Origin of the sequence: Sphingobacterium bambusae, from assembly GCF_033955345.1 — a bacterium.
Lineage (GTDB): Bacteria > Bacteroidota > Bacteroidia > Sphingobacteriales > Sphingobacteriaceae > Sphingobacterium > Sphingobacterium bambusae.
Genome location: NZ_CP138332.1, coordinates 2,903,043 through 2,928,114, shown reverse-complemented (window position 1 = coordinate 2,928,114; position 25,072 = coordinate 2,903,043). Strand labels below are relative to the sequence as shown.

At 46.3% G+C, this 25,072-nt stretch carries 21 protein-coding genes; 14 read left to right on the top strand and 7 right to left on the bottom strand.

Going from position 1 to position 25,072, the window contains the following annotated elements:
* Positions 1 to 41: 41 nt before the first annotated feature.
* The 4 genes from SCB77_RS12235 to SCB77_RS12220 all read right to left on the bottom strand — a co-directional run bounded on the left by SCB77_RS12235 (position 42) and on the right by SCB77_RS12220 (position 3,873).
* A complete protein-coding gene (locus SCB77_RS12235; protein ID WP_320182293.1) occupies positions 42 to 1,595 on the bottom strand; it encodes an Rne/Rng family ribonuclease in 1,554 nt (517 codons plus the stop codon).
* Positions 1,596 to 1,881: 286 nt separating this feature from the next.
* Positions 1,882 to 2,715: a TPR domain-containing protein gene (locus SCB77_RS12230; protein WP_320182292.1), complete on the bottom strand. Its 834-nt coding sequence runs from the start codon at positions 2,713 to 2,715 to the stop codon at positions 1,882 to 1,884.
* Positions 2,716 to 2,721: 6 nt separating this feature from the next.
* Complete coding sequence (locus SCB77_RS12225) at positions 2,722 to 3,006, bottom strand: HU family DNA-binding protein (protein WP_320182291.1); 285 nt, start codon at positions 3,004 to 3,006, stop codon at positions 2,722 to 2,724.
* A gap of 405 nt (positions 3,007 to 3,411) precedes the next feature.
* Positions 3,412 to 3,873 (bottom strand): hypothetical protein, encoded by a 462-nt coding sequence (locus SCB77_RS12220; protein ID WP_320182290.1) that lies wholly within the window; start codon positions 3,871 to 3,873, stop codon positions 3,412 to 3,414.
* 130 nt (positions 3,874 to 4,003) lie between these two features.
* Between SCB77_RS12220 and SCB77_RS12215 the strand changes: the two genes are divergently transcribed.
* The 5 genes from SCB77_RS12215 (at position 4,004) to SCB77_RS12195 (ending at position 15,242) form a co-directional block, all read left to right on the top strand.
* On the top strand, positions 4,004 to 4,561 hold the full coding sequence (locus tag SCB77_RS12215) for a hypothetical protein (protein ID WP_320182289.1): 558 nt from the start codon (positions 4,004 to 4,006) through the stop codon (positions 4,559 to 4,561).
* Between the two features lie 59 nt (positions 4,562 to 4,620).
* Positions 4,621 to 5,031 (top strand): hypothetical protein, encoded by a 411-nt coding sequence (locus tag SCB77_RS12210; protein WP_320182288.1) that lies wholly within the window; start codon positions 4,621 to 4,623, stop codon positions 5,029 to 5,031.
* Between the two features lie 141 nt (positions 5,032 to 5,172).
* Positions 5,173 to 8,328, top strand: a complete 3,156-nt coding sequence (locus SCB77_RS12205; protein WP_320182287.1) for a S41 family peptidase — start codon at positions 5,173 to 5,175, stop codon at positions 8,326 to 8,328.
* Between the two features lie 177 nt (positions 8,329 to 8,505).
* Entirely contained in the window at positions 8,506 to 11,685 is a 3,180-nt protein-coding gene (locus SCB77_RS12200) for a TonB-dependent receptor (protein WP_320182286.1), read from the top strand.
* 308 nt (positions 11,686 to 11,993) lie between these two features.
* On the top strand, positions 11,994 to 15,242 hold the full coding sequence (locus tag SCB77_RS12195; RefSeq protein ID WP_320182285.1) for a S41 family peptidase: 3,249 nt from the start codon (positions 11,994 to 11,996) through the stop codon (positions 15,240 to 15,242).
* Between the two features lie 179 nt (positions 15,243 to 15,421).
* Here SCB77_RS12195 and SCB77_RS12190 read toward each other — a convergent pair whose 3' ends face one another.
* Positions 15,422 to 15,637, bottom strand: a complete 216-nt coding sequence (locus SCB77_RS12190; protein ID WP_320182284.1) for a hypothetical protein — start codon at positions 15,635 to 15,637, stop codon at positions 15,422 to 15,424.
* 14 nt (positions 15,638 to 15,651) lie between these two features.
* Here SCB77_RS12190 and SCB77_RS12185 point away from each other — a divergent pair, with 14 nt between their 5' ends.
* From SCB77_RS12185 to SCB77_RS12160, 6 genes are all read left to right on the top strand, one after another.
* Positions 15,652 to 16,053: a hypothetical protein gene (locus SCB77_RS12185; RefSeq protein WP_320182283.1), complete on the top strand. Its 402-nt coding sequence runs from the start codon at positions 15,652 to 15,654 to the stop codon at positions 16,051 to 16,053.
* 93 nt (positions 16,054 to 16,146) lie between these two features.
* The gene (locus SCB77_RS12180; protein ID WP_320182282.1) at positions 16,147 to 16,506 is read left to right on the top strand and encodes a VOC family protein; all 360 of its coding nucleotides are present in this window, start codon (positions 16,147 to 16,149) and stop codon (positions 16,504 to 16,506) included.
* Between the two features lie 74 nt (positions 16,507 to 16,580).
* Complete coding sequence (locus SCB77_RS12175; RefSeq protein ID WP_320182281.1) at positions 16,581 to 17,039, top strand: MarR family winged helix-turn-helix transcriptional regulator; 459 nt, start codon at positions 16,581 to 16,583, stop codon at positions 17,037 to 17,039.
* A 125-nt stretch (positions 17,040 to 17,164) separates the two neighbouring features.
* Positions 17,165 to 17,680, top strand: coding sequence for a MepB family protein (locus SCB77_RS12170; protein WP_320182280.1), 516 nt, complete (start codon positions 17,165 to 17,167; stop codon positions 17,678 to 17,680).
* 96 nt (positions 17,681 to 17,776) lie between these two features.
* Entirely contained in the window at positions 17,777 to 18,016 is a 240-nt protein-coding gene (locus SCB77_RS12165) for a hypothetical protein (RefSeq protein WP_320182279.1), read from the top strand.
* An 84-nt stretch (positions 18,017 to 18,100) separates the two neighbouring features.
* Positions 18,101 to 18,514 carry a helix-turn-helix transcriptional regulator gene (locus SCB77_RS12160; protein ID WP_320182278.1) on the top strand — a complete coding sequence of 138 codons (414 nt, stop codon included), beginning with the start codon at positions 18,101 to 18,103 and terminating at the stop codon, positions 18,512 to 18,514.
* A 92-nt stretch (positions 18,515 to 18,606) separates the two neighbouring features.
* On the opposite strand, the gene SCB77_RS12155 is transcribed toward SCB77_RS12160, so the two are convergent.
* Positions 18,607 to 19,050: a carboxymuconolactone decarboxylase family protein gene (locus SCB77_RS12155; RefSeq protein WP_320182277.1), complete on the bottom strand. Its 444-nt coding sequence runs from the start codon at positions 19,048 to 19,050 to the stop codon at positions 18,607 to 18,609.
* A 65-nt stretch (positions 19,051 to 19,115) separates the two neighbouring features.
* Positions 19,116 to 19,691 carry a Crp/Fnr family transcriptional regulator gene (locus SCB77_RS12150; protein ID WP_320182276.1) on the bottom strand — a complete coding sequence of 192 codons (576 nt, stop codon included), beginning with the start codon at positions 19,689 to 19,691 and terminating at the stop codon, positions 19,116 to 19,118.
* Between the two features lie 282 nt (positions 19,692 to 19,973).
* On the opposite strand from SCB77_RS12150, the gene SCB77_RS12145 reads away from it, so the two are divergent.
* The 3 genes from SCB77_RS12145 (at position 19,974) to SCB77_RS12135 (ending at position 25,071) form a co-directional block, all read left to right on the top strand.
* Entirely contained in the window at positions 19,974 to 20,582 is a 609-nt protein-coding gene (locus SCB77_RS12145) for an RNA polymerase sigma factor (protein ID WP_320182275.1), read from the top strand.
* 86 nt (positions 20,583 to 20,668) lie between these two features.
* Positions 20,669 to 21,694: a FecR family protein gene (locus tag SCB77_RS12140; RefSeq protein WP_320182274.1), complete on the top strand. Its 1,026-nt coding sequence runs from the start codon at positions 20,669 to 20,671 to the stop codon at positions 21,692 to 21,694.
* A gap of 80 nt (positions 21,695 to 21,774) precedes the next feature.
* A complete protein-coding gene (locus SCB77_RS12135) occupies positions 21,775 to 25,071 on the top strand; it encodes a SusC/RagA family TonB-linked outer membrane protein (RefSeq protein WP_320182273.1) in 3,297 nt (1,098 codons plus the stop codon).
* The last annotated feature ends 1 nt before the right edge of the window (position 25,072 follow it).

The window sequence follows — 25,072 nt, the reverse complement described above, 5'->3', positions numbered from 1 at the left end:
AAAAAGGGCAACAGCTCGTGTTACCCTTTTTCAATTTCTTTTTATAACTTAATTTCTTCTTCCTTACTATTAAAGAATCGAAATTGCGTCAGATAATAAGATGATACGGTCTTAATTTTAATCCACTTGCCGTATTTGAAAAACCATTTGATTCGCCTTGAGAACAAACCCGACGTAATGTAGGCGCCTATATAAGGATGCACGGAAAGTGTCACTCCTTTTTCGTTTTGTTCTTGCAAGATAAAACTCAAATTATTCTCGATGTCATCAAGCAATATCATGCTCGAGCGGATTTCGCCAGTACCTCCACATGCGGGACATTTCTCACTTGTCACCACGCTCATTTCAGGTCTGACGCGCTGTCTCGTTATCTGCACCAAGCCAAATTTACTTGGCGGAAGGATGGTGTGTTTTGCACGGTCATTAACCATGCATTCCTTCAGATAACTGTACAGCTCTTTACGATTGGTCGGCTTATGCATGTCGATAAAATCGATCACAACGATACCGCCCATATCACGCAACCGCAATTGCCTTGCGATTTCCTTTGCGGCCTCTTTATTGACCAGCAGAGCATTTTCTTCTTGATTTTCTTTACTAGCTATCCGGTTTCCACTGTTCACATCCACCACGTGAAGTGCTTCGGTGTGCTCGATCACTAGATAAGCACCGCCCTGTAGATTTACCGTTTTGCCAAAAGAAGCCTTAATTTGGCGCTCCACACCAAAATGGTCAAAGATAGGTTCCTTATGCTTATACTGCTTAACTATCTTTTCCAAATCAGGTGAAATCTCCTGTACATATGATTTTACTTCATCGTACAAGGCCGAATCATTCACATGAATATGCGCAAACTCATCCGTCAAGATGTCCCGCAGAATAGTGGATGCACGATCCATTTCTCCGAGCACCTTGTGCGTTGGTTCAGCAGTTTTAAGGCGTTTGCTAAAAAGCTCCCATTTAGAGATTAAGTCCAAAAGGTCTTTCTGTAGTTCTTCGACACCTTTGTTTTCAGAAACCGTCCGTATGATCACGCCGAAGTTTGCAGGTTTAATACTTTCTACAATTTTCTTCAGTCGCGTACGTTCGGCATTCCCTTTAATCCTCTTGGAGATGGAAACTGTACTTGAAAATGGCACCAATACAACGAATCTACCTGCGATGGAGAGGTCAGAACTCAATCTGGGTCCCTTCGTCGAGATAGGTTCTTTGGCAATCTGTACTGGTAAAAGCACGTTTCGGCTTAAAATATCCGAAATCTTCCCGGCTTTATCGATGTCCTTTTCAAGTTTCAGACTATTGAGCAGCTTCTCTTGATAGCTGCCATTCTTTACAATACGCGTCAGCTTGAGTAAAGACTGAACCTGTGGCCCTAAATCCAAATAATGTAAGAACGCATCTTTTTCGTAGCCTACATCTACGAATGCGGCATTTAAACCGGGCATAATCTTTTTGATCCGCCCAAGGTAAATGTCGCCCACGGCGAAACTATTATCAGCCTTTTCTTTGTTCAGCTCAACAAGCTGTTTGTCCTGTAGTAAAGCAATAGTCACTCCTTTATCGGGAGTAGAATCGATAATTAGTTCCTTTACCAACAGCTACTTTTTTAAGACCTGATGCTACGATTTGCATCCTGTCTGATGAAACATAAAAAAACTCGTTAATGAAAAAATACAATCTACAGTTTTACCGGAGCGAAACCATAGATTGTACGACGTCTTATGCGGCTTCAGCCAAAAAGACCAACAAGCTTATTTTTTCTTGTGTCTGTTTTTTCTTAAACGTTTTTTACGCTTGTGAGTAGCCATTTTGTGTCTTTTTCTTTTTTTTCCGCTTGGCATAGCTTTAATTTTTTTAAATGATTATAAATAAATATGTTAATTACTTACTTAGTTCTTCGATACGACGTTCGATGAACTGAGAAAGGGTTGGATCTGCGGCCAATTCTTTGCTTTTCTGAAAAGCGGCGATAGCCTCATTTTTCAACCCAATATTTTCATAGCCCGTCGCCAAATAGAAATACGATTCAGCGTCGGGTTTCAATTCAACAACGGTTTTGAAACGTTCAATAGCCTTGTCAAATTGACGGGATTGCAATGAAAACAACCCCAACGTTTTGTTTGCTTGAATATTTTTTGGATCCTTTGCGACAACTTCCCTCAACAAAGCAATACCAGCCATCGGGTTATTCGTACCCGTTACCATGGCTGCGCCTAAACCCGTTTTTGCGTCCAAGTTGTTTGCGTCCAGCTCGGCAGCATGCTCATACGACTGTATAGCCATTTGATTCAATGCGGTTGCCATAGCAGTGTCTTGCAAATTCGTGTACGCAGAACGGAAGGCATCACCGGCCTTCAACCAATACTCAAATTTAGGAGAAATTTTCGCCATTTCCTCATAAATAAATCCTTGAGGTGCATATTTGGCTAAATCATCCCATTTTTTTGCAAGTTCCTGCAACAAAGTAAGCTTTTCTTCACCATCCGCTTCTGCTACTTTTGCTTCCAACGCCGTTATCTCCTGCGCCAAGCTACCATTTATCGATTGCTTGGTCATGTCGGAGACTGTTTGGAGATTAAAAGCTGAAGAAGCTTCCGCGCTGGCGGAAGCATTCGCTCCTTTATTTTCTTCCACCAAACCTTTAATAGGGCGCGCAAGCAATGCACCCATTAGGGCAACAACAATTACGATTACTATTATCTGTTTGGTCTTCATCAGGTTTTACTTGTTTCCTTGTTTAACTTTTTCTACAAAAACTTTTGCAGGTTTGAAGCTTGGTACGAAGTGTGCCGGAATAATGATCGCCGTGTTCTTCGAAATGTTACGTGCTGTTTTTTCTGCTCTTTTCTTTACCACGAAACTTCCAAACCCTCTAACATACACATTCTCTCCACTAACCATGGCACTTTTCACAACTTTGAAAAACGCTTCAACTGTTTCTTGAACGTCTACTTTCTCTAAGCCCGTTTTGTTAGAGATCTCCGCAATAATTTCTGCTTTAGTCATATCTGTTTTTACTGTAATTATTTATTTCTCAACCCTTAACGCAATAGCAGTTTGGGGATGCAAAAGTATCTTTTTTTTGTGATGTTTAAAAATTTATTTCTGTTTTTTTGACAAACATGACGGTTGGGAAACTTTTATGTATCAGATATTTAAGCGTATTTAGATTTTTTATTGGAGAGGGGCAAAAATTCCGAACGAGCTTAGGACATTAATTTTCAACATTTTAAACGAACAGCTCTGAGGTATGCAATCGGCAAATTCCAAGCTCCAGCTGGTCGTGATCGTGAAAAAAAATTGGCTTGCCAAATCACTATTTCATGTACTAAAAGATCGTCTTTCCTCTTGCACTTCACAGACCATCAATCGCGAAACTACACCATAGACAACAGACAAGACGACAGACAATTATCGCAAATGGAAATTTAGTGGAATATTTAAGCTAACCGAACCTGTCAATCCTTTGATAGGCTTAAAATCGTCTTTCGTGCCCATGGAAAAACCATACCCCAATCCAAGATCGATAATGGACAACAATCCAATACCCACTTTTGGTGTAATCGTGTAGGGTGTAGCTTCCGCCTTTATAAATGGAAAGATCAATTTATTGCTCAAATAGTAGGTCAGGCCCAATTCCGGTATGACCGTTGTTTGATCGCGCATCCAGGTAAAATTGGCTCCAGCATCGATCTTGATATATTGCCGGTCGTTAGGGGCAAATAATCCCCAGCCCGAAGCCTTTAAAAAATTCCCACTTTGATATTGCCAACCTATCGACGGGCCCCATATCCATTTATCTGCCGCCCGCTCTTGTGCGGTAACCATCCCTATAACAAAACAACTGCAAAGCAACAACAGCACTTTTTTCATATAACAGACTTTTCCCTTCTAAATTACCATTATTTTCACAAGCATCAAGCCAAAGTGTCAGAACAGGAGCATAATACTGTCTTTTGACGGAGCGATTCCAGCGAAAGACTTAACTTTGCGCAACTAAAACATGAAAAAAGGAATTCGCTATAGCATCATCCTCCTGCTTTTTTTTATACAGGCACTGTTTCTGTATAGTATCTTTCGGGAAAATAGCCGCAGCTACCTAGTTCCAATTACGCTACTTTCCTTGACGATTTTGCTCCTCTATACCTACATGAAAGTGCAGCTTCACGAGGAACATCAGGAATACGAATCCCTCAAAGTCGCCTTATGGGTGCCCATCGGCGCTATCTGCAGCTATTATATCAACCAGATCTTGCAATTGGGACCGGTGCTGGCGGCAGCCATTGTAGGCACCGCAGCTTCCTTTCTTCCCAACTTACGCCCTCGTTCGGTATATCTACAAAAGCTCCCTGTAGCTATCTACTGTGGTGCATTTGTTGGCATGTCAAGCCCCAAGATAGCCACGGGACCGGGTTTTATCTTTGCGGCAAGTATGTTTACCGCTATTTTTCTCATCGTTTCCAAAAGCATTATGCAAGGCGTTGGGGGCAAGCTTGGTACACTTGCCTTTTTGGGCGTCACCATCACCTATTTTCTAATTTATTTTTTCAACGGCGCATGATCAATGCTATCATTCTCATTCTTTCCGCGTCAAGTGCCGTCCTCACGCATCTGCTTCATATGCGATTCAAACAGGGGCCGGTCCGCGCTTCAGCGCTCTTGGCACTAGCCGTCGGATTGATCTCCCACTGCTTTCCAATCTGGCTATCTCCCGACCTTTCCAAGCATATTCCCCTCGTTGTCATAGGGGCTTCATTTATAGGCATGGTAAGCAGCGACCGCTTGGCCAACATGCTGGGCATCGTTATCGCGGGCCTGCTCTTTGGATTGATATACCTTCACACCAGTCGCTATTTCGATGGCTACGGCGGAGCATTGGGCACAGCCGCTTGCATAGCCGTGCTTGTCTGTATGGCCATTCCGCACCTCAGTTCCAAAAGAAAGCTCACCGTTGGCGTCCTACAGCTCCGCCGCATGCTCTTCAACCGCAGCCGCAAAATAAAACAACGAGGTCGCAATCGAGGCTTGTAAAAAATACAATACCAACATACGAGTTAGTCTTTACAATGATATATTTGTAGGTAAACGACATCGCTCATTTCAACCGGTTTAACGGTATTTTCAAACCGATAGTAGATGACGTAAACAACAGATGATTTATTACCTTTCCTTATGATCAAAACAATTCTTTTTTTAGGTCTGTCTTTCGGCAGTTGTGCTTGGACCATGGCACAACAACAACCGGCCTTTCTTTCCTACCCTACATTAAGCCCAGATGGCAGTACGCTAGTTTTCAGCTTCGAGGGAGACCTGTGGAAAGTAGGCAGCCAAGGCGGCGTGGCCCTTCGCCTAACCGCCATGGAAGGCAACGAAATTGCACCAAAAATATCACCAGATGGAAAATGGTTGGCATTTTCATCCAACCAAAATGGAAACATGGATGTATTTACCATGCCCTTAGAAGGTGGAGACATACAGCAGCTCACGTATCATGAGGGCTCCGATGAGGTCGACAGCTGGGGATGGGATAGCAAAACGATCTATTTCACGTCCTCGCGCTACAACAGGTTTTCCAGCTACAAAGTCGATCGAAATGGGGGAACTGCCGAGCGCATCTTGCCACACTTCTTTAATTTCATCCATGGCGTGGTTCAGACACCTTCGGGAGAGCTTCTTTTCAACGATTCTTGGGAGAGTTATTCATCTGCCAATAGAAAACGATATAAAGGCGCATTCAATCCGGACATCCGCTCTTATGACCCGAAAACTAAAACTTTTAAACAGTACACAGACTATATTGGCAAGGACTTTTGGCCCAGTGTTGATCGCAATGGTCATATATACTTTGCTTCAGACGAAGGAAATGATGAATACAACCTGTACACCTTCGAAGCAGGAAAGAAAGTCGCTCTGACCAATTTCAAGGAATCCATAAAACGGCCGTCTGTCGCTGCAGAGGGAGGAAAAATCGTTTTTGAAAAAGATTATCAGATCTATCTGTATGATACGAACACAAAGAAAACGATACAACCGACGATACAACTGAGCCGCAACAAGGTGCTCGGGAAAGAAAAGGAATTTGACGTCAGCAACAACATCAGCGCTTTCGATGTTGCGCCAGACGGCAAAAAAATCGCCTTTATATCGCGCGGAGAAGTGTTCGTGAGCGACATCGAAGGAAAATTTATCCGCAAGATGCCCAATCGCGGCGAACGTGCCATGGAGGTGAAATGGCTGAAAGACAATAAGACCTTACTATTCAGCCAAACGCATCAAGGCTACCAAAATTGGTTCACCCGCCCTGCCGATGGATCGGGCGATACCAAACAGCTGACAAGTGATCTACGGAACAACAGAAACCTAACCTTTAATGCCGAGGTCACGAAAGCCGTTTACCTGAGCGGCAGGGACGAGGTGCGCTTATTAGATCTCGCAACGTTGAAGAGCACGGTTATCGTAAAAGATGAAATTTGGGCCTTTCAAAACTCAGCACCCTCGTTCTCTCCGGATGGCGCCTATGTACTATTCACTGCTATTCGCAATTTTGAACAAGATATCTTCGTGCACCACATTGCCAACGGCAGCACGACAAACCTGACAAACACCGGCGTTACCGAAGCCAATCCTTATTGGTCACCCGATGGTAAATACATCTACTTTGCGAGCAACCGCACGAAACCTTCCTACCCAACAGGCATGCAGTTTTCGAGCATTTACAAAATGGCGTTAGAAAACATCGATGCTCCGTATCGCAGCAGCAAGTTCGATGAGCTATTTAGCGAAACGAAGACGGAGAAAAAAGACAGTGTTGCAAAAAAAGACGACAAGGCCAAAACCAGCAGCAGCCCCGCTGCCACGAACAAAAGACCAGTGGTCAGCATTGACCTAGACCGTTTGTCGGACCGCATTAGCCAAGTGAGCCCTGCATTGGGAACACAATACAATCCGCTTGTTTTCCAGAAAGCGGATAAGACTTACGTATTCTTCTCGTCCAACCACGAAGGAAAAAGTGCCGTGTACCGTTTGGTAACCGAACCTTTTGAAGAAAACAAAACCGAAAAAGTGGCTGATGGTTTTATTGGCGACCTGATTGAGGTAGGCGGTAAATATTATGCTTTAAGCGCTGGATCTATCCAAAAATATAGCTTGGAAGGCAATAAGCTCGACAAAGTAAACATGAGCTATAAATTTACAAAAGATTTAGCACAGGAATTCCAGCAGATGTTCTATGAAACTTGGGCAGGCATAGAAGAGAATTTCTACGACAGCAAATTCCACGGCATTGATTGGAACGCGACAAAAACGAAATATGCAAGCTACCTAGATGGCATCAATACACGTGCAGACCTTCGCATATTGCTGAATGATATGTTGGGCGAGCTCAACTCATCCCATTTAGGATTTAGCTCTGCCGGAGCCGAAGAGCGCAAGAATTTCAACTTTGTAACCAACGAGCTGGGTATTGTCTACGACCAAGCACAACCCCTGAAGATCGATCGTATATTGCCCAATGGGCCTGCATCCCGCAAAGGTGTAGACCTGCAGGCGGGAGATATCTTGGTTGCCGTGAACGGCGAAAAAATAGATCCGAAAAAAGATCGTGACGCTTACTTTACTTGGCCCTCTCTTGCTCCGGAAATCCAACTCACCGTTTCGCGTGCTGGCAAAGAACAGCAGGTGAATATCCGTCCACAGTCTGGCGGCGATTTCAAAGAATTACTTTATGATGAATGGATAAAAGGAAATCGTAAAAAAGTGAACGCATTAAGCAATAATAGAATTGCCTATTCCCACATGAAAAATATGGGCGGGGGAGAACTACAGACATTCTTGCTTGATATGGCCGAACAAGAAAACAACAAAGAAGCCATCATCTTGGATCTTCGCTACAACACCGGCGGGAATGTACACGACGAAGTGCTGCGTTTTCTACAACAACGTCCTTATCTACAGTGGCAGTATCGTGGCGGAAAGAAAGCTCCGCAGGGGAACTTTACACCTGCCGGAAAACCCATCGTGCTACTCATCAACGAGCAGTCATTGAGCGATGCCGAGATGACCGCAGCGGGCTTCAAAGCCCTGAAATTAGGGAAAATCATCGGTACAGAAACCTATCGATGGATTATCTTTACCTCGGCCAAAGGATTGGTTGATGGCTCTATGTACCGGGTGCCGGCTTGGGGTTGCTATACCCTCGATGGGGACGACCTAGAACTTACGGGTGTAGCACCAGATATACTGGTCAAAAACTCTGTTCAAGATCGCGTGAATGATAAAGATCCTCAATTGGAAAAAGCGGTAGAAGAAATTCTGAAGGAGCTAAAATAAAAGGATAAAATACCGGCTAGCGGGTTTATGTTTCGACAAGCAATACGCTCTTTGAAACATAAACCCGCTCTTTTTTGCAAAATACCATACCCTCTTAACAAATACTTAAAACACATCTATCATGCAGTTAATATTGTACGAATAGCTTTGTGCATCAACAACACAAAACACTCCACCATGGTTTCAACTCAAAAAAAACACATTCTTAGTTGTTTTTTACTTTCCTTGGTTGGCCTTATGTTGCACGTTGGCGCGCTTGCCCAAGGTACACAGGCCTCTATTCGAGGAACAATCAGCAACGAGCAAAATGCTCCGGTCAGCGGCGCGACCATTCGCGTCAAAAACGAATCCACCGGTTTTACCACAACCTCCGTATCCAACGAACGCGGTAGCTACGACATCAAGCAGCTTCCCCTTGGCGGGCCATACACCGTTACGGCAACACATATACAAGACGGAGAGGGTATAGTTACCGGTGTGAACCTCAACCAAGGCGACGTGGCGCAGGTGAGTATCCAATTGCTATCCACTGCACGCTCACTTGACGCTGTAGAAATCAGCGCCTTTGGCTTGAAAAACACCAAAGACTACCTCGGTGCTGCAACGGCTTTCTCGTCGAAAGATATAAATACGCTTCCTGTAAACGGACGTAACTTTACCGTCCTTACAGATCTATCTCCATTAACCAGCGGAGGTAGCATCGCCGGGCAGCTTGGGTCATCAACAAATTTTACCATTGATGGGATGAATGCCAAAAACCCGACCTCATCGGGTTCTACAACATCTCGTAGTGGTGCCCCTTATTCCGTTTCTATGGAAGCTGTTCGAGAATTTAAAGTGGTTACGAACCAGTATGATGTTACTTTCGGCCGAAGCGGCGGCGGTACGATCAGTGCTGCGACAAAAGCCGGAACCAACCAATTGACAGGATCGGCCTTCTTCTTCAGCCGCGCGGACTATTTGACCAGCAACTACGATATTCGCGGAAACGACCGTATAGGAAATTACACGACCAATCAGTATGGATTCTCCCTCGGTGGGCCAATCATCAAGGACAAGCTCCACTTTTTCTTAGTGTGGGACAGACAGCAGGACAACCGTTCACTTCTGATCGCCGATGTGCAGTCTCCAGCTGACGAAGTACTATACCGCATCAACCAGACAACCTTGGATCGCTATCTAGGCATCGCCCGCGATAAATACGGCGTATCCGCACAGCAGCAAACTGGGTCTATCGACAAGAAAAGAACATCTGATGCAGGATTTCTTCGTTTAGATTGGCAGATCAATGAGAAAAACCTATTGACCATCCGAAACAATCTAACTTACGATTACAATCCTTTGGGCTTAGGCGACAACTCCAACATCAACCTATTGGAATCATACGGTAACGACAAGAATTTCGACAATAGCTTTTTAGCAACTTTACGTACTTCGATCTCCCCAAGGGTAACGAATGAGCTAAAAGTACAACACTTATATGTTTATCAGAACAGTACACAAAATGATCAAATTGGTAATGGTTATATTCCAAGAGCGATCGTTGAGAACGTGGTGTCCAATGTTGGGGGTAGCAACCTATCCACGTCCATTCAACTAGGTGGTCACCGTTTCGCGCAAGAGAGCTTTAAGAACAATGTACTGCAATTAACGAATAACTTATTTTTCGATACGGACTTTGCGAAATACACACTCGGTGTAGATGTGATGGCCACACAATCAAAGTCTATTTACGGATCTGAGGTAAACGGACGCTTCCATTTCACCAACTCTGGAGACGTCACATCCCTAGAGAACTTCAACAATATGCAGCCATACCGCTATTACCGCGAGGTTCCTCTAAAGGATGATGTTTCAGTAAACGGAACGATCATGAATATTGGCCTGTACGGACAAATGCGTAAAAACATCGCCGCTGGTTTAGAAATGACAGCTGGCTTACGTATGGACTATGCAGCCTACCCTAAAGCCACCTTCAATCAATTGGTGTACGACGAGCTTGACATCCGCACAGACAATAAACTTGCCTCGTTCATCTTGCAACCACGTATACAGTTCAACTGGGATATCAACGAAAACCAAACAGACTACCTTCGTGCAGGTGCCGGTATATTCGCTTCGGATATCAACAACTACATGATCATCAACAACCTTACTTTCGATGGTTCAAACTTTGCCACAGTAGATGTGCGTACACCACTTGTACCAACACCTGACTTCCTTGCTTACAGACAAAATCAGGGTAGCATCCCTTCATTAGAGCAATACCAGTTACCCATGATTAACTACACAGGAGAAGATGCCAAGGTACCAACGGTGTATAAAGCAAATATCTCCTACAACAAATTCCTTACTGACCGTTTCAAACTAGGCCTTTCGGGATACATGACCCTCGCGCGCAACAACTATACCTATGTTGACCGTAACATGGTTGTAGATCCTTTCTTCCGCTTGAGTAACGAAGCAAATAGAGGTGTGTTTGTTCCGGCGAATACTATCCCAGCAAACAACGGACAGCCAGACTGGCAACAAGGACGTCGCTCAGACAAATTGGGTCGCGTGATGGAATTGACAAGTCTTGGTAAGGTGAATCAGTTTGCTATTGTCCTTGACGGAACTTACCGTTACTATGGAGATGGTGAAATCACGGCAAGCTACACGTGGAACGACACCAAGGACAACACCTCTTTCAATGGTAATGTGGCCAACTCGGCTACACTTTCTCAGCCTGTGGTCGATGATCCTCGTAACCTTAGCGCGGTGACCTACTCATCGAACCATTTCAGACATAAAGTCGTTGCCTATGGTACAGCGCCTACTTTTTGGGGTGTGAAGTTCGGTCTTCGTTTCACGGGTACAGGTGGTACGCGCTATAGCCTTCTTTCGGGCGGTAACACCAATGGCGATTTCGTCACCTCGTCCAATGACCTTGCTTTTGTGTTCGACCCTAACAGCACAAGCACTCCTGAAAACCTAAGAACAGGCTTGCAGGCTATTTTGGACAACCCCGACGCCAGCCAAAGCATCAAAGATTTTATCACATCGGCAGCAGGAACAATTGCCGAACGTAACGCCGGTATCAATGAGTTCTACGGAACCATCGACTTACGTCTTGCTAAAGAAATCAAGTTCTATAAAACACATGGTGTAGAGCTTTCGGTAGATGTGTTCAACTTCGCCAATATGCTCAACAAAGAGTGGGGCGTATACAGAAGTTATGGCAACACAGCGCTGTACCGCGTAACCGGATTCGATCAAGCGGCACAACAGTTCAAATACGAAGTGAATACCGCCGGTGTTGCTGGATACAACGGTAACCCTTGGCAATTACAGATCGGCGCACGCTACGCCTTCTAAAAGCTAAAAATTCCCTTCCTCTATACAAATAGGTCGTTCCGTTTCTGGAGCGGCCTTTTTTTATGCACTATATCGAAAGCTCAAAAACCGGAAACAGTCTCTTCCTTTAAAGCGAAACCGTTACTTTTTTTCGAGTGCAACATCTCGTATATTGCATCCGAAAACTGACAAGCCTGATGATGATGCCCGCGTAACGCATCAACGAAACATTAACCGTACGGATGGCCAGCCCTAGAAGGGCCTACTGACAATCAAACTTGTTGGAATTCATTGTGGTAAACGCAAAGAAAAATAACAAACACATATACATGAAAATAAACTTTACTCGGGTCATTTCGTCCCTGCTCCTTGCAGCAAGCCTTCCTTTGGCACAGGCGCAGATAAGCGAGAAGCCGCAATGGATGCGCTATCCGGCGATCTCGCCGGACGGACAACAGATCGCTTTCACCTACAAGGGCGACCTTTACAAGGTGCCTACACAAGGAGGTGCCGCAACAAGACTTACCTTCCACCAAGCACATGATTTTATGCCCGTTTGGAGCCCCGATGGTGCAAAAATTGCATTCGCTTCCGATCGCTACGGTAATTTTGATGTTTATCTGATGGATGCCGACGGTGGAGATGCACAACGACTGACCTTTCATTCCTCGGCGGAATATCCTTATAGCTTTACACCCGATGGTAAGAGCATCGTCTTTGGTGCAGGCCGTCAAGATATAGCCAGCCACCGCCAATACCCTACCGGATCGCAGCCCGAGCTATACACCGTGTCGACAAATGGCGGCCGCATACAGCAGCTGTTGACCTCGCCCGCAGAATATGTGCAATTTAGCAAGGACGGTCAAAAGATGATCTACCACGACAAGAAAGGCGGTGAGAACGAGTGGCGCAAGCACCAACAGTCATCCATAGCCCGCGATATTTGGCTGTGGGATAGGAAAAGTGGGAAACACCAAAAGATCAGCTCCTTCTACGGAGAGAACAGACATCCTCTTTTCTCCAAAGATGAAAAATCCATCTACTACCTGAGTGAGCAAAGCGGAAATTTCAACGTCCATAAACTGTCGTTAGCACAACCGCAGCAACAGGCTCAACTTACACAGTTTAAAAAGCATCCTGTACGCTCGCTAAGTAGTTCCACAGATGGACTGCTCTGCTTTTCCTACGATGGCGAGCTATACACCTACAAAGAGGGCGCTGCAGCTACAAAAGTACCTGTCAGCATCAAATCGCAGGCTTCCGCAAACCAAGATAGCCATATCGACATCAATGGTGGAGTGCGCGAAATGTCGATTTCTCCCGATGGAAAAGAAGTGGCTTTTATCTCCCGTGGGGAGGTGTTCGTTACTTCCGTAGATGGGAAAATAACCAAGAGGATTACGACTACCCCTGCGCAAGAACGTTTCGTACAGTTTGCGCCAGATGGCAAGTCCATCGTCTACGCCAGCGAGCGCGATGGCCGTTGGCAGATTTTCCAAGCCAGCAAGGTACGCAAGGAGGAGCCTTTCTTCTTCGCCTCTACGCTGATCGAGGAAAAACCTTTGGTGAGCAACCAAAAGGACAACTATCTACCCCAACTGTCTCCTGATAGCAAGAAACTCGCTTTCATCGAAGACCGGCGGACACTGCGCGTGCTCGATATCGCCTCAAAAAATGTGGTGACCCTACTCACGCCCGAGCAGCTTTTTCACATGAGCGATGGCGACCAGTACTTTACTTGGAGTCCCGACAGCAAATTGCTTTTAGCGAGCTATCGCCCCACCATGGCCAACAGCGAGGTGGTACTGCTTGACGCAGAAGGGAAAAAGAAAATGGTCAACCTAACGAAAAGTGGATACAGCGACATGAAGCCACAGTGGGCAAACGGAGGCAAGCAGATCCTTTGGTTCAGCAACCGCCACGGCATGAAGAGCCACGCCTTCAGCGGAGGATCACAACTGGATGTTTACACCCTGTTCCTCACCAAAGATGCATGGGATCGGTACAACATGAGCAAGGATGACTTCAACCTCTTGAAAGAATTGGAGAAAGTCAACAAGAAAGATTCCACCGACAAGAAGAAAGAGACCAAGGACAGCACAAAAAGTAAACTAGCCGTGGAGCCGTTGAAGATCGACTGGGAGGGTATCGACGAACGAAAAGCACGGTTAACCATACATTCATCGGCACTTTCTGATGCCTTGCTGTCCAAAGATGGCGAAAAGCTGCTTTACCTAGCCCGCTTTGAGAAAGGTGCAAACCTTTGGAGCACGAACCTGCGTACCAAGGAAACAAAAATGGAAATCGCGCTCGATGCCTCCGGGGGAAGCATGGAGTGGGATAAAGAGCAAAAATCGTTCTTCCTATTGAGTGCTGGCCGCATAACAAAGATCAACCCCGACAACAACAAACGGGACGCTATACAGATCGAAAGTGAAATGTCGCTCGACAAGGATGCCGAGTTCAAAGATGCCTTCGATCATGTGTGGCAACGTACCAAGAAGATGTTTTACACGCCCGATATGCACGGTGCCGACTGGGACGGCCTTCGCGTGGAATATGCGAAATACCTGCCTCATATCAGCAACAACTACGAGTTTGCGGAGATGCTTTCCGAGATGCTGGGCGAACTGAATGTCTCCCACGCAGGTGCCCGCTATGCAGGAGGATCTGCCGACGGCGATGCCACTGCATCTTTGGGGATTTTCATGGACTACAATCATCAGGGAGAGGGCATCCGCATCGAAGAGGTGATCTTAGGTGGCCCATTAGACAAGGCTTCCTTCCAAATTGCTCCAGGATCCATTATCGAGAAAATCGACGGTGAGCTGATTGCCGCAGATCGCGATGTTGCCCGATACCTCAACCGAAAAGCAGATAAGTTTACGCTGGTCGAAATCCTAGATCCAAAAACAGGCAAGCGCCAGCAACTGACCATCAAGCCGATCTCTTTAGGCGAAGAAGCTGCTTTACTCTACCGCCGCTGGGTGAAGAAAAATCAAGAAGAAGTAGAGCGCAGCAGCAAAGGAAAGCTGGGCTATGTACATATCTCCGGCATGAACGACAACCAGTACCGCAACGTGTACGATGAGATGATGGGTAAATTTGCCGATTGCGACGCTGTTATTGTCGACACCCGTTTCAACGGAGGGGGCGATCTTGTTTCTGATCTAGCGATGTTCTTTACTGGAGAAAAATTCCTAGACTATGCCACGGCAGACCGTTCCGTCGGTTACGAGCCCACCTTCCGTTGGACCAAGCCAACTTTGGCTATGTTCAATGAGGCCAACTACAGCGATGGACACTGTTTCTCCTGTGGGTACACGGATCTCGGTATCGGCAAAACGGTAGGCATGCCGGTTCCCGGCACCTGTAGCTTTGCAGGCTGGGAAGGCCTTCCAAATGGCGTGGTTTGGGGAGCTGTGCCCATCAGTGCCAAGAACAAGGCTGGCGAATGGTTGGAAAATAATGAAACAAAACCAACTTTTGAAGTCAAAAACCAGCCGGAAGTTATTGCACAAGGCAAAGATCAACAGCTGGAAAAAGCGATAGCAGAATTACTGAAAGAGGTAAAATAACACCGTCTAGCCCCTTACACGATGCCCCATCAAGCGATGCCTGATGGGGCGTCTTATTTCTGCTGGATGACGGCTAATGTGCGATGGTTTATTTTGGAGCGAATTTTGTTCCATTCGATAGGAGAGTAGCTGACAAAACAATTTATCGACATCCCATGAGAAATATCGTTTTATCGATTTTATCCATCTTCCTTTTTTGTACCGCTGTATCTGCGCAGGAAAGCAAGCAGCAGCAAAGCGCCGAAAAACAGCTTGCTGAACTTATACAGCTCATCGAGCAAGGTAACGTCGATGCATTGCTCCAGCGTACAACCGACAGCCTCTACTGCTCGCTTTGCTTTGACGCGCCAACCGATACCTATCGCATCGCGAAGGAAGATTTCTTCACGCAGCATTCATCGTTCCTGTTATGAAAATCTACGCATACTTTATCTTTCTTTTCTTCCAGCTTGTTCCACAAGAACAGCAAACGGCCGGCACCGAGCCTTTTACTGGGCTTTGGCATCATGCCCAAAGCAACCGAGATATCCGCATCGTCGTCGAAGAAACAGATAGCACACGATATACCATTTACGATAGCACACGCGATAAAAAAGGAAAGCTACTGGGCAGCGAAGATATTTACCCTGCGTTTCGCAAGAACGACAAACTTGTTATGCCCGCTAGCAACAGTCCTCGCTGTCCCTATTGCGAAATCCAACGAAAAGAAGAAACGCTTTTATATATCTGCAATAGTCCGCTAGATCTTGAGAGCAATGTTTTACGCACTGACCAACAGACGGATACTGTTCTTCTCTACAGAAAACGTTAGTAATACAAACCTTCAGCGAATTGTTAAAAAACACAGGACATTTGCTTTTTGTTGTCGCGACTATTATATTTGCAACAACAAAAAAACAACATCATGAAACAATTGACATTTGCATCCCTACAGGTTAAAGATTTAGAGGCATCAAAAGACTTCTATGTAAACCAGCTGGGTTTTGAAATTGGCGACACAAATCCACAGGCTTGTGTATTCAAATACGACAAAGGACAAGCGAGCTTTGCTATCCGCACGCCACTGGAGCCTCTTGACGACCGAGAATTAGGCGTTGGTGTTGCACTTTGGTTTGCCGTGGAAGAAAATGTAGACGAGCTAGCGCAGCAATTGATGGCCAAAGGTGTTACAACCGTGGGGCCGATTATTGAAACTCCTTTCGGAAGAGCATTCCATGTCAAGGATCTTGATGGTTACAAATTGACTTTCTTGGAAACAAAATAACGTATCTGTGGGCATCGAAGAGCAGGAAACATATAGTTGCTAAAAGCAGCCCATACTATCCTTTACTACATATCATGACGGACGACATACAATTTCATTTTAAAAGCCCCAACGATAGCCCGGGCTATCTGTTGGGACAATTGACCCTATTGTGGCAACGCAAACAAAAAGCCATTCTAGATCCGCTGAACCTAACGCAAACTCAGTTTGTATTGTTGGCCGCGTTGGCCTGGCTTTCGAAAAAAAGCGAATCTGTCACCCAAGTAGACATTGCCAACCAAAGCAATGCCGACAGGATGATGGTATCGAAAGTACTACGCACATTGGAAGACAAAGGTTTCATCAACAGACATCAACACAAAACGGACACCCGCGCAAAATCTATCCGACTGACAGACAGTGGCTCGGCCATCCTTCAAAAGGCGCTTGTAGACATTGAAAATGTCGATCTCGCCTTCTTTGGGCACCTGCGCGATAAGCTGCCCGATTTTAATAGCAACCTACGGCAATTGATCGACGATAATAATACATAGCATTGGGTAAATCCTTAGATAAGGATCATTTTGAATGCGAGTAGATCACTAAATTTACTTTTTGCGCTTCTGTAAATAGCTAATATCTTTGAAAAGATCCCACTTAAACACATTGCCTCCTATCCATGCACACACTAGACACTGTACCCTTAGAAATCAATCTTTTAGACCAAAAGATTTTTAAACCCTCTTCCCTCACGTTGCATTCGGTGACAGCGGAATCGGAGAGTCAGGAATATCTTGCACATCGGTTAAAGCTCGGCAACGACAATATCGCATTTAGAAAAGCGAAGATCACACCGCGGAAGATTGGTCAATTTGTGACATTATGGAAGCGTGATGCCACAGGCGTAACTTGTCCTTACCACATCAGCGACCGTATCGATTACGTAATTATCCTTACGCAGACACCACTGCTTTCCGGAATCTTTATTTTTCCAAAAGAGGCTCTATTGAAACACACTATCTTTTCGGACGATAAAAAAAACGGAAAAAGAGGCTTTAGGGTTTATCCTCCTTGGGATACTGTTGACAACGCTCAAGCACAAAAAACACAGCTTTGGCAATCTGCTTATTTCGTTGACTTGACAACCGACAAAGTCAATATTCCGCTTATAACCCGACTTTTGAAAAAAAATTAATTCCGTTCCTTTTATCAATTACAGAAAATAACGGCGATTACTCCCTTGGCAATCAACCGAAATACCTATCTTTATAAAAATCAAATTAATTTGAATATGAGCCAAGAGAATAACCCACTGCGTCAAATGGTATTGGTCGGTAAAGCAAGAAAAGACTTCTTTGCCTGGTACCACAGCCTCCACCAAGAATACCCCAACCAAGTAGATCTGTGGCTTATTGCCAAGCAGCTCCAGCATTTCTCTGATTTCTTTAAAAAACCCATCCTGCATGCGAATGACTTTTATAGGGCGCAGGCTTTATACAATGTAGGAGATGACGAACCTACCAGTTCCTAAATAGGTTTCGCAAAGAGGAATCAGTTTCTCATCCACATTAAATTTTCGTATATTCAACGATTATTTGTTATTAATTCTTCGATCATGAATACACTCGATAATACAACACATATTGGCCGTAAAATTGGTAGGATCCGCGAAATGCGAGGCATGAAGCAAGAAGCCCTAGCGATAGAACTAGGCGTTAGCCAACAAACAGTGTCCAATATCGAAAAAAGTGCTACAATCGAAGACAAACTTTTGGAGCAGGTGGCGCGCATACTAGGTGTAACATCGGAGTCCATCAAAAATTTCAGTGAAGAGGCGGTGTTTAATTTCTTCAATAATTTCCACGATAATAGCGCCAATAATGGCGCTATCTATGCTAACGAATGTTCTTTTCATCCTATCGATAAACTTGTCGCCGTATACGAAGAAAATCAAAAACTCTACGAACGGCTACTTGAAGCGGAGAAATCCAAAATCATCTACCTAGAGAATTTGTTGGAAAAGAAGTAGTGATAACAATGTTCTCTTTTAGAGATAACATTGTTTCAAATTCTAGATGCGTATAAGTTGATCAGCTCTACCTGCGGTGATCTCCATAGCAGCTAAACCTCTATATCTTTATGGGTACTTACCGCAATTCTATTCCAAGCATTGATTGTCACGATAAGCATGATGATCTGCGCCACTTGGTTTTCAGTGAAGACCGCCACGGCCTTCCCGTAGGTTTCCGCGCTTAATCCCTGCTGATGGATCAGGGTGATTTCTTCGGTCATTTGCAGCACGATCTGCTCTTCCTCGGTAAAGAATTTCGTCGCCTCGCGCCAAGCACTCAAGATAAAGATACGTTGAGGTTCTTCCCCATATTTAAGCGCATCTTTGCAGTGCATATCCAAGCAATACGCACAATTGTTGATCTGCGAGGCACGTATCTTAATCAACTCTTTGAGGGTCACCGATAGGTCGGCTTTCGCCAAATAGCTTTCCATTCCAAGCATAGCCTTGTAGGCCTGCGGTTCTACGTTGCTGATGTCAATTCGTTTTTCCATTGTCTTTGTTTTTAATTTGCTTCTTCAAAATTGCCCAATCAAAAGCAGCAAAAACTTAAACTGGTTTAAGAAAGGTTTTTCTTCCGAATTTCACTAAGGTATTCCGGCGTCACGCCGAGGAAAGAAGCGATTAAATACTGCGGAACACGTTGCAGAAATTCCGGTTGGCTTTTTCGAAAGTTATGGTACAATTCCTCCCGAGAGTGTCCATAGATAAATTTCATGCGCATTTGCGCCGCGGCATGCGCCTTTTGGTACACACAGCGAAAGTAGCGTTCCATCACCGGATGCTTATCCAGCAGCTCATCATAAGCATCCTGATGAATAGCAAGCAGTTCCGTAGCCTCTACGGCCTGTATGGAAAACTCGCTGGGCGTTTTATGCAGGTAAGAGAAGGTTTCCGTCATCCACCAGTTTTCAATGGCAAATTCCGTGGTCTGTTCAGCGCCTTTTTGATGGATGAAAAATTTCCGCAAGATGCCTTGCAACACAAAATAATTGGTCTTGCACACCTGTCCTTCCGTCAGCAGGCTATGCTTCTTTTGCACTTGCTGTCTCTTGAAGTACGTCAATATCTGCGCAAATTCCTCCTCGTCTACCCGCACAAACTTATTGATATGATGCTTAAACTGCTCCAACATTCTTTTTAAACTAGCCTCCCTGAAATATAAATAAAACGCTTCTTTTTTCCTAAAGGTAGGCATTCCCCTAGGCATTTGCTACAGCGAGTTCCCTGTATGAACCAAAGGTTTTCTGCTAGTGAAGCGCCTAAAGGCCATATGCAAAATCCATCAGCCACCAATAGCAAACTTGTAAATAAGCCCATTACTCACGCTTTAACAATTCTTTCATATAGCCTTAATGTTCAGCTAGTATTAAAGCCTCAGCTTTGTGGCGACCTTAAACAGTGCATTGTACGACTCATGGCAACATCCTTGGATATGATCTTCTGGCAAAGGGTAACGCAGGGCGATTATCAGGCCTTCAATGGCATTTACGATCGTTATTGGGATACCCTGCTCGCTATTGCCCTAAAAAAAGTGGGCGATCGCGCGCTGGCGATGGACATCGTGCAAGATCTTTTTGTGGACATCTGGCAAAAAAGACACAGCATACAGATCCAAACCTCGCTTCAATCCTACCTCGTTTCTGCACTTTACTTTAAAGTATTTACCCACTTTCGTCGGGAAGGGGTGCAACAAAAGCATATCGATCAATATCATCTGCTCGTGGATACCGCCGAAAGCGGCGAACATCTCGCGTCGGCAGGCTATGAAGAACACTACGAAACCCTGCTCTACGCCATTGAGCAATCGGTGCATGATATGCCCGAGCGCATGAAAGAAGTCTTCCAGCTCAAATACTACCGCTCGCTCAACAACCAAGAGATTGCCGAAAACCTTGGCCTATCTACACAAACCGTCAAGAACCAACTGAGCAAAGGCTTGCAGCAAATACGCAAACATATGGAAGCCGAGCGGCTAGACACCTCGCTACTGACGCTTATCGGCCTCTGTTTGATCTTCCATTAAGCCCTGTTTTTTTATTTACCTAAAGTTCATATTTTCTTAATCCAAAAAGGATGGTACGCTTGTCGTTTTCCGCAACTACATGATATATGCAGGACAGAAAACAGGAATTAGAAAAGCTGATCGACAGGTATCTCAAGGGGCAGCTCGATGCGGAAGAAAAACGCCGCATGGAGCAGTGGATGCACGAGCTGGATATCACGGACGAGCAGCCCAAGACAAGCCAGGCAGACAAAGACCTGTTGAAGCAAGGCATCGATGCGCGGCTGCGCCCTGCAGCAGTGGAGCCAAGCGTCAAAAGATTCCCGCGGCAGTCCATCGCCATCGCGGCTTCCCTACTGCTGTTCGTATTTGCCGGATCGCAGCTTCTTAAACAGCAGCCCAGCATTCCGGCCGACGCCCAGCTATCGCGGATAAAAACCTTAACCGCCGATAGCCCTACCGAGCAAAGCATCCACAACAATTCCACGCAGGATACCATCATCAGCCTGCTTGATGGCACCCAAGTGCGCTTGGCGGCCAATTCCAGCTTAACCTGGAAAGTACCCTTCGAAGCCTTTAGCCGCGCGGTAGAACTGGAAGGAAAAGCCTTCTTCGAGGTGGCCCATGATCGCCGACGCCCTTTCTCTGTATTGTCGGGCGATATCATCACCACCGCGCTGGGCACCTCCTTTTGGATAGAGCAAGCTCAAGCCGGTGCCAAGCCACGCGTGCGCCTAATCACCGGAAAGGTATCCATCGCCGAGCTGCTGCATAGTGGGGAGCAACAGCTGCTAGCCTACCTTACACCGGGGCAGGAATGGCAAGAAGCTACGACCTCCAAAACACCTATGATACCGCCAATTAGCACAGAAACAGCGACCGAGGATGAACCCGTGGTTAGCATGCTGTTTTTTCACCATAAACCCTTGACCGAAGTGTTGCCGGCCTTGGCTTCTTTTTACAAGACCAAGATCACATTTTCGGCAAGCGAACTGGAAGGGATGTCTTTTTACGGCTCCTATGACCAGCAAGATAGCATAGCGCAGATTTTGACGACCATCTGCATCGCCAACGATTTGCAAATGGACTGGAACGAACAGAAAAACACATACACTATTCGTAGCATAAACTAAAAAACAACAATAAAACAACTGAATATATCCAGCCAAAAATGGGTGGACAGGACAAACTATGCACAATTTTTAACACAGATATGCGATTATTTTTGACAAACAGTATACCCCGAAAAGGTATCATGTTACTGCTCCTGACCGTGTTCATGGGCAGCTGGGCCATCGCCCAACAAAGCGGTGAGGTGGTGGTCATCGTGCAAGATGCCGAATCCAAGGGATTGGCCAATGCAACGATCACCCTATCCAACGACAAGCTACAGGCCTTCAAGCGCATCGGTCTCTCCGACGATCAGGGGAAAGCCGTTTTCGCCAATTTGGCGGCCGATAGCAACTACTGCATTCAGGTAACCTTCACTGGCCTACAGCCCAAGCAGGAGTGCCAATACATTGTCTCCGCTGGCAAACGCTCCAGCGTGGTGGTGCAGCTGCGTGACCCCGTGCTAAACGATATGGATGAAGTGGTTGTGGTGGGCTATGGTACACAAAAGAAAGTGAACCTGTCCGGCGCCGTCGATTACGTGAGTGGCGACGTATTGGAAAGCCGCCCCATTGCCAACGTGGCGCAGGGTTTACAAGGTATCGCGCCCAACCTGAACATTCAGTTCAATTCGGGTGCTCCCGGTGCTACGCCTAACATCAACATCCGCGGTATCACTTCCATCAACGGAGGCGATCCTTTGATTTTGGTGGACAACGTGCCGGTTACTACGGCCGAACTGATCCGTATTGCGCCGCAGGATATCGAGTCCTTCTCCATCATCAAAGATGCATCCGCAGCAGCCATCTACGGTGCTCGCGCCTCCTTTGGGGTTATCATCATTACCACCAAAACCGGCAAGGGCGATGCAAAAGTGAGCTACAGCAATAATTTCACGTGGAATACCCCCACCGTGATGCCCGATAAGATTACTGATCCATATGTGTTTTCGCGCCTGTTGCAGACCTCGACCGACAATACGCCTTGGAACAACGTCAACTACTCCGATCAGTTTTACGATTACGCTAGACAACGCTCAGATGATCCATCTACGCCCGGCGTACGCATTAACCCTAGCAATCCCGCAGAGTGGGAATACATGGGCGATCGGGACTGGACCCGCTATTTCCTATCCGATTGGAACTCTGCGCAGACACATGACGTCTCCATTTCCGGAGCAAGCGATAAGGCACAATACTACCTCAGCGGCAGCTACAACCGTCAAAACTCGCCCGTCATCTTGACCGACGACTACTTTGACCGCTACAATCTCCGCGCAAAAGTGAACTATAAGCTGGCGGATTTCATCTCCATAGGCAACAACACGGTATTGGGCAGCAACCGCCGCTTAACGCCCTCGCGTATGGACCTACCGGGCATCTACAATGTTTTCCCGACCAGCTACGATAAAAACCCCGACGGCACCTGGGCCAATACCACCGTAGGCCGCTTGGCTGCCGAGATGGTGGATGGCGGTAAAACCGACATCAAACGTATGGATGTGCAGTCTACCTTCAACACCGAGCTTCGCTTTTTCAACAACAAGTTTAAGCTGAACGCCGATTACACCTTCCAGCGCAATGCCATGAACTACAACGCCTACCGCACGCAGTACGACATTGGCTTTGGGCCAGATGATGTACGCAAGGAAGGTACCAGCGAAGCATCGCGTCAAGCAGGCTTCTCCTATTACAACGTCTATAATATTTTCGGTACCTACGCACAGTCGTTCAATAAACATCAGGTATCGGCCGTGTTGGGTTTTAACCAAGAGAGCTACCGCTACGAAGGCTTCAACTTAAGTCGTCAGGGCTTGATCTCCGAAACATACCCTACCGTGCAATTTGCTACCGGCACCATGAACGTGGGCGAGGGCATAGACACCTATGCGCTGCGTGGTGCTTTCTACCGCTTGAACTACATGTATGACGATAAGTATATCGTGGAATTCAACGGCCGCTACGATGGTTCGTCGCGCTTCCCAAAAGATAAACGCTTTGGCTTCTTCCCTTCAGGCTCCGTGGCTTGGCGCTTAGACCGCGAAAACTTCCTTGCCGACCTGAGCGAGCTTAGCCTACTGAAGCTGCGCGCATCTTACGGTGCTCTGGGCAACCAAGCCGTAGGCAACTATGGCTACCAGGCTTCCATGGCCAAGCAAACATCCAATTACCTTATTGGCGGCAATCAAGCAATCTACATCGACGTGCCCTATTTGGTATCGCCCAACTATACTTGGGAAAAAGTCAACACCATCAACTTCGGTTTAGATATGGCGCTTTGGCAAAACAAATTGGCCGCCAGCTTCGACTACTATTCGCGCGAAACCTTGGGCATGCTGACCCTTGGACGCGAGCTACCCAATGTCTTAGGCGCGGCGGAACCCAACGAAAATGCCGCCGACCTTCGGACAAATGGCTGGGAGCTCACGGTATCCTACCAAGATCAGTTTAATCTTGCCGACGCCCCATTACGTTTCAACGCCAAGTTCCTTTTGTCGGACTCCTATTCGAAAATTATCCGTTTTGACAACCCCAACAACAGCATCACCACCTACTACGAAGGGATGCGCCTAGGCGAAATATGGGGCTTGGAAAGCGATGGCTTCTTTGCCAACACCGATGAGATTGCCGCGCTGGATCAATCGAGCATTATCCCTTGGGGAGCCTTATCTATTGTTCCGGGCTGGCCGAAATATGTAGATCAGGATGGCAATGGCGTTATCGAAAAGGGCTACACCCTTGGTGATACCAAAGACTTAAAACGCATCGGCAATACCACGCCGCGCTACCAATTTGGCTTGGATCTATCGGCCGATTGGAAAGGTTTTGATGTACGTGCTTTCTTCCAAGGTATTGGCAAGCGCGACTATTACCCTATCGACTACCTTTACTGGGGAACCTATCAACAGCCTTACGGTAATTTCTACGGTCACTTGTTGGACTTCTACCGCGCCGAAGGCGATTCCGAAGCCGAGCGTGCACGTCACTCCCAAAGCTACCTCAACCTCGGCCTCGCCGATCAAAACCTCGATGCCGCCTATCCGGTGCTGCAGTCTTGGTTGGCCGACCGCAACTTGGGTACACGCATCGACGAGTCGCAAGGTTTAGCCATTCCGCAAACCAACTACATGCTAAACGCCGCCTATCTACGCCTTAAAAACCTGACTATTGGCTACACGTTGCCTAGCGCTTGGACATCGCGCGCGAAGATTGGCCATATCCGCGTATACCTCAGCGGCGAAAACATTATGGAATGGTCGGCCGTGAAGCGCTACTTCGATCCGGAGACCTTAAACGAAAATACGTACACCAACCCCGAACAGAGCCCCGGCCGTGTGGGTAACGGACTTACCTATCCGTTTCAACGCAGTTTCTCGGGTGGCGTTCAATTTACCTTTTAAC

Coding starts and splice junctions, on each gene's coding strand:
- SCB77_RS12210 (WP_320182288.1), top strand. CDS start 4,621: ATGCGATTCAAACAGGGGCCGGTCCGCGCTTCAGCGCTCTTGGCACTA.
- SCB77_RS12145 (WP_320182275.1), top strand. CDS start 19,974: ATGGCAACATCCTTGGATATGATCTTCTGGCAAAGGGTAACGCAGGGC.
- SCB77_RS12175 (WP_320182281.1), top strand. CDS start 16,581: ATGACGGACGACATACAATTTCATTTTAAAAGCCCCAACGATAGCCCG.
- SCB77_RS12205 (WP_320182287.1), top strand. CDS start 5,173: ATGATCAAAACAATTCTTTTTTTAGGTCTGTCTTTCGGCAGTTGTGCT.
- SCB77_RS12155 (WP_320182277.1), bottom strand. CDS start 19,050: ATGGAAAAACGAATTGACATCAGCAACGTAGAACCGCAGGCCTACAAG.
- SCB77_RS12170 (WP_320182280.1), top strand. CDS start 17,165: ATGCACACACTAGACACTGTACCCTTAGAAATCAATCTTTTAGACCAA.
- SCB77_RS12150 (WP_320182276.1), bottom strand. CDS start 19,691: ATGTTGGAGCAGTTTAAGCATCATATCAATAAGTTTGTGCGGGTAGAC.
- SCB77_RS12135 (WP_320182273.1), top strand. CDS start 21,775: ATGCGATTATTTTTGACAAACAGTATACCCCGAAAAGGTATCATGTTA.
- SCB77_RS12160 (WP_320182278.1), top strand. CDS start 18,101: ATGAATACACTCGATAATACAACACATATTGGCCGTAAAATTGGTAGG.
- SCB77_RS12195 (WP_320182285.1), top strand. CDS start 11,994: ATGAAAATAAACTTTACTCGGGTCATTTCGTCCCTGCTCCTTGCAGCA.
- SCB77_RS12230 (WP_320182292.1), bottom strand. CDS start 2,715: ATGAAGACCAAACAGATAATAGTAATCGTAATTGTTGTTGCCCTAATG.
- SCB77_RS12220 (WP_320182290.1), bottom strand. CDS start 3,873: ATGAAAAAAGTGCTGTTGTTGCTTTGCAGTTGTTTTGTTATAGGGATG.
- SCB77_RS12215 (WP_320182289.1), top strand. CDS start 4,004: ATGAAAAAAGGAATTCGCTATAGCATCATCCTCCTGCTTTTTTTTATA.
- SCB77_RS12180 (WP_320182282.1), top strand. CDS start 16,147: ATGAAACAATTGACATTTGCATCCCTACAGGTTAAAGATTTAGAGGCA.
- SCB77_RS12200 (WP_320182286.1), top strand. CDS start 8,506: ATGGTTTCAACTCAAAAAAAACACATTCTTAGTTGTTTTTTACTTTCC.
- SCB77_RS12165 (WP_320182279.1), top strand. CDS start 17,777: ATGAGCCAAGAGAATAACCCACTGCGTCAAATGGTATTGGTCGGTAAA.
- SCB77_RS12190 (WP_320182284.1), bottom strand. CDS start 15,637: ATGCTGCGTGAAGAAATCTTCCTTCGCGATGCGATAGGTATCGGTTGG.
- SCB77_RS12140 (WP_320182274.1), top strand. CDS start 20,669: ATGCAGGACAGAAAACAGGAATTAGAAAAGCTGATCGACAGGTATCTC.
- SCB77_RS12225 (WP_320182291.1), bottom strand. CDS start 3,006: ATGACTAAAGCAGAAATTATTGCGGAGATCTCTAACAAAACGGGCTTA.
- SCB77_RS12185 (WP_320182283.1), top strand. CDS start 15,652: ATGAAAATCTACGCATACTTTATCTTTCTTTTCTTCCAGCTTGTTCCA.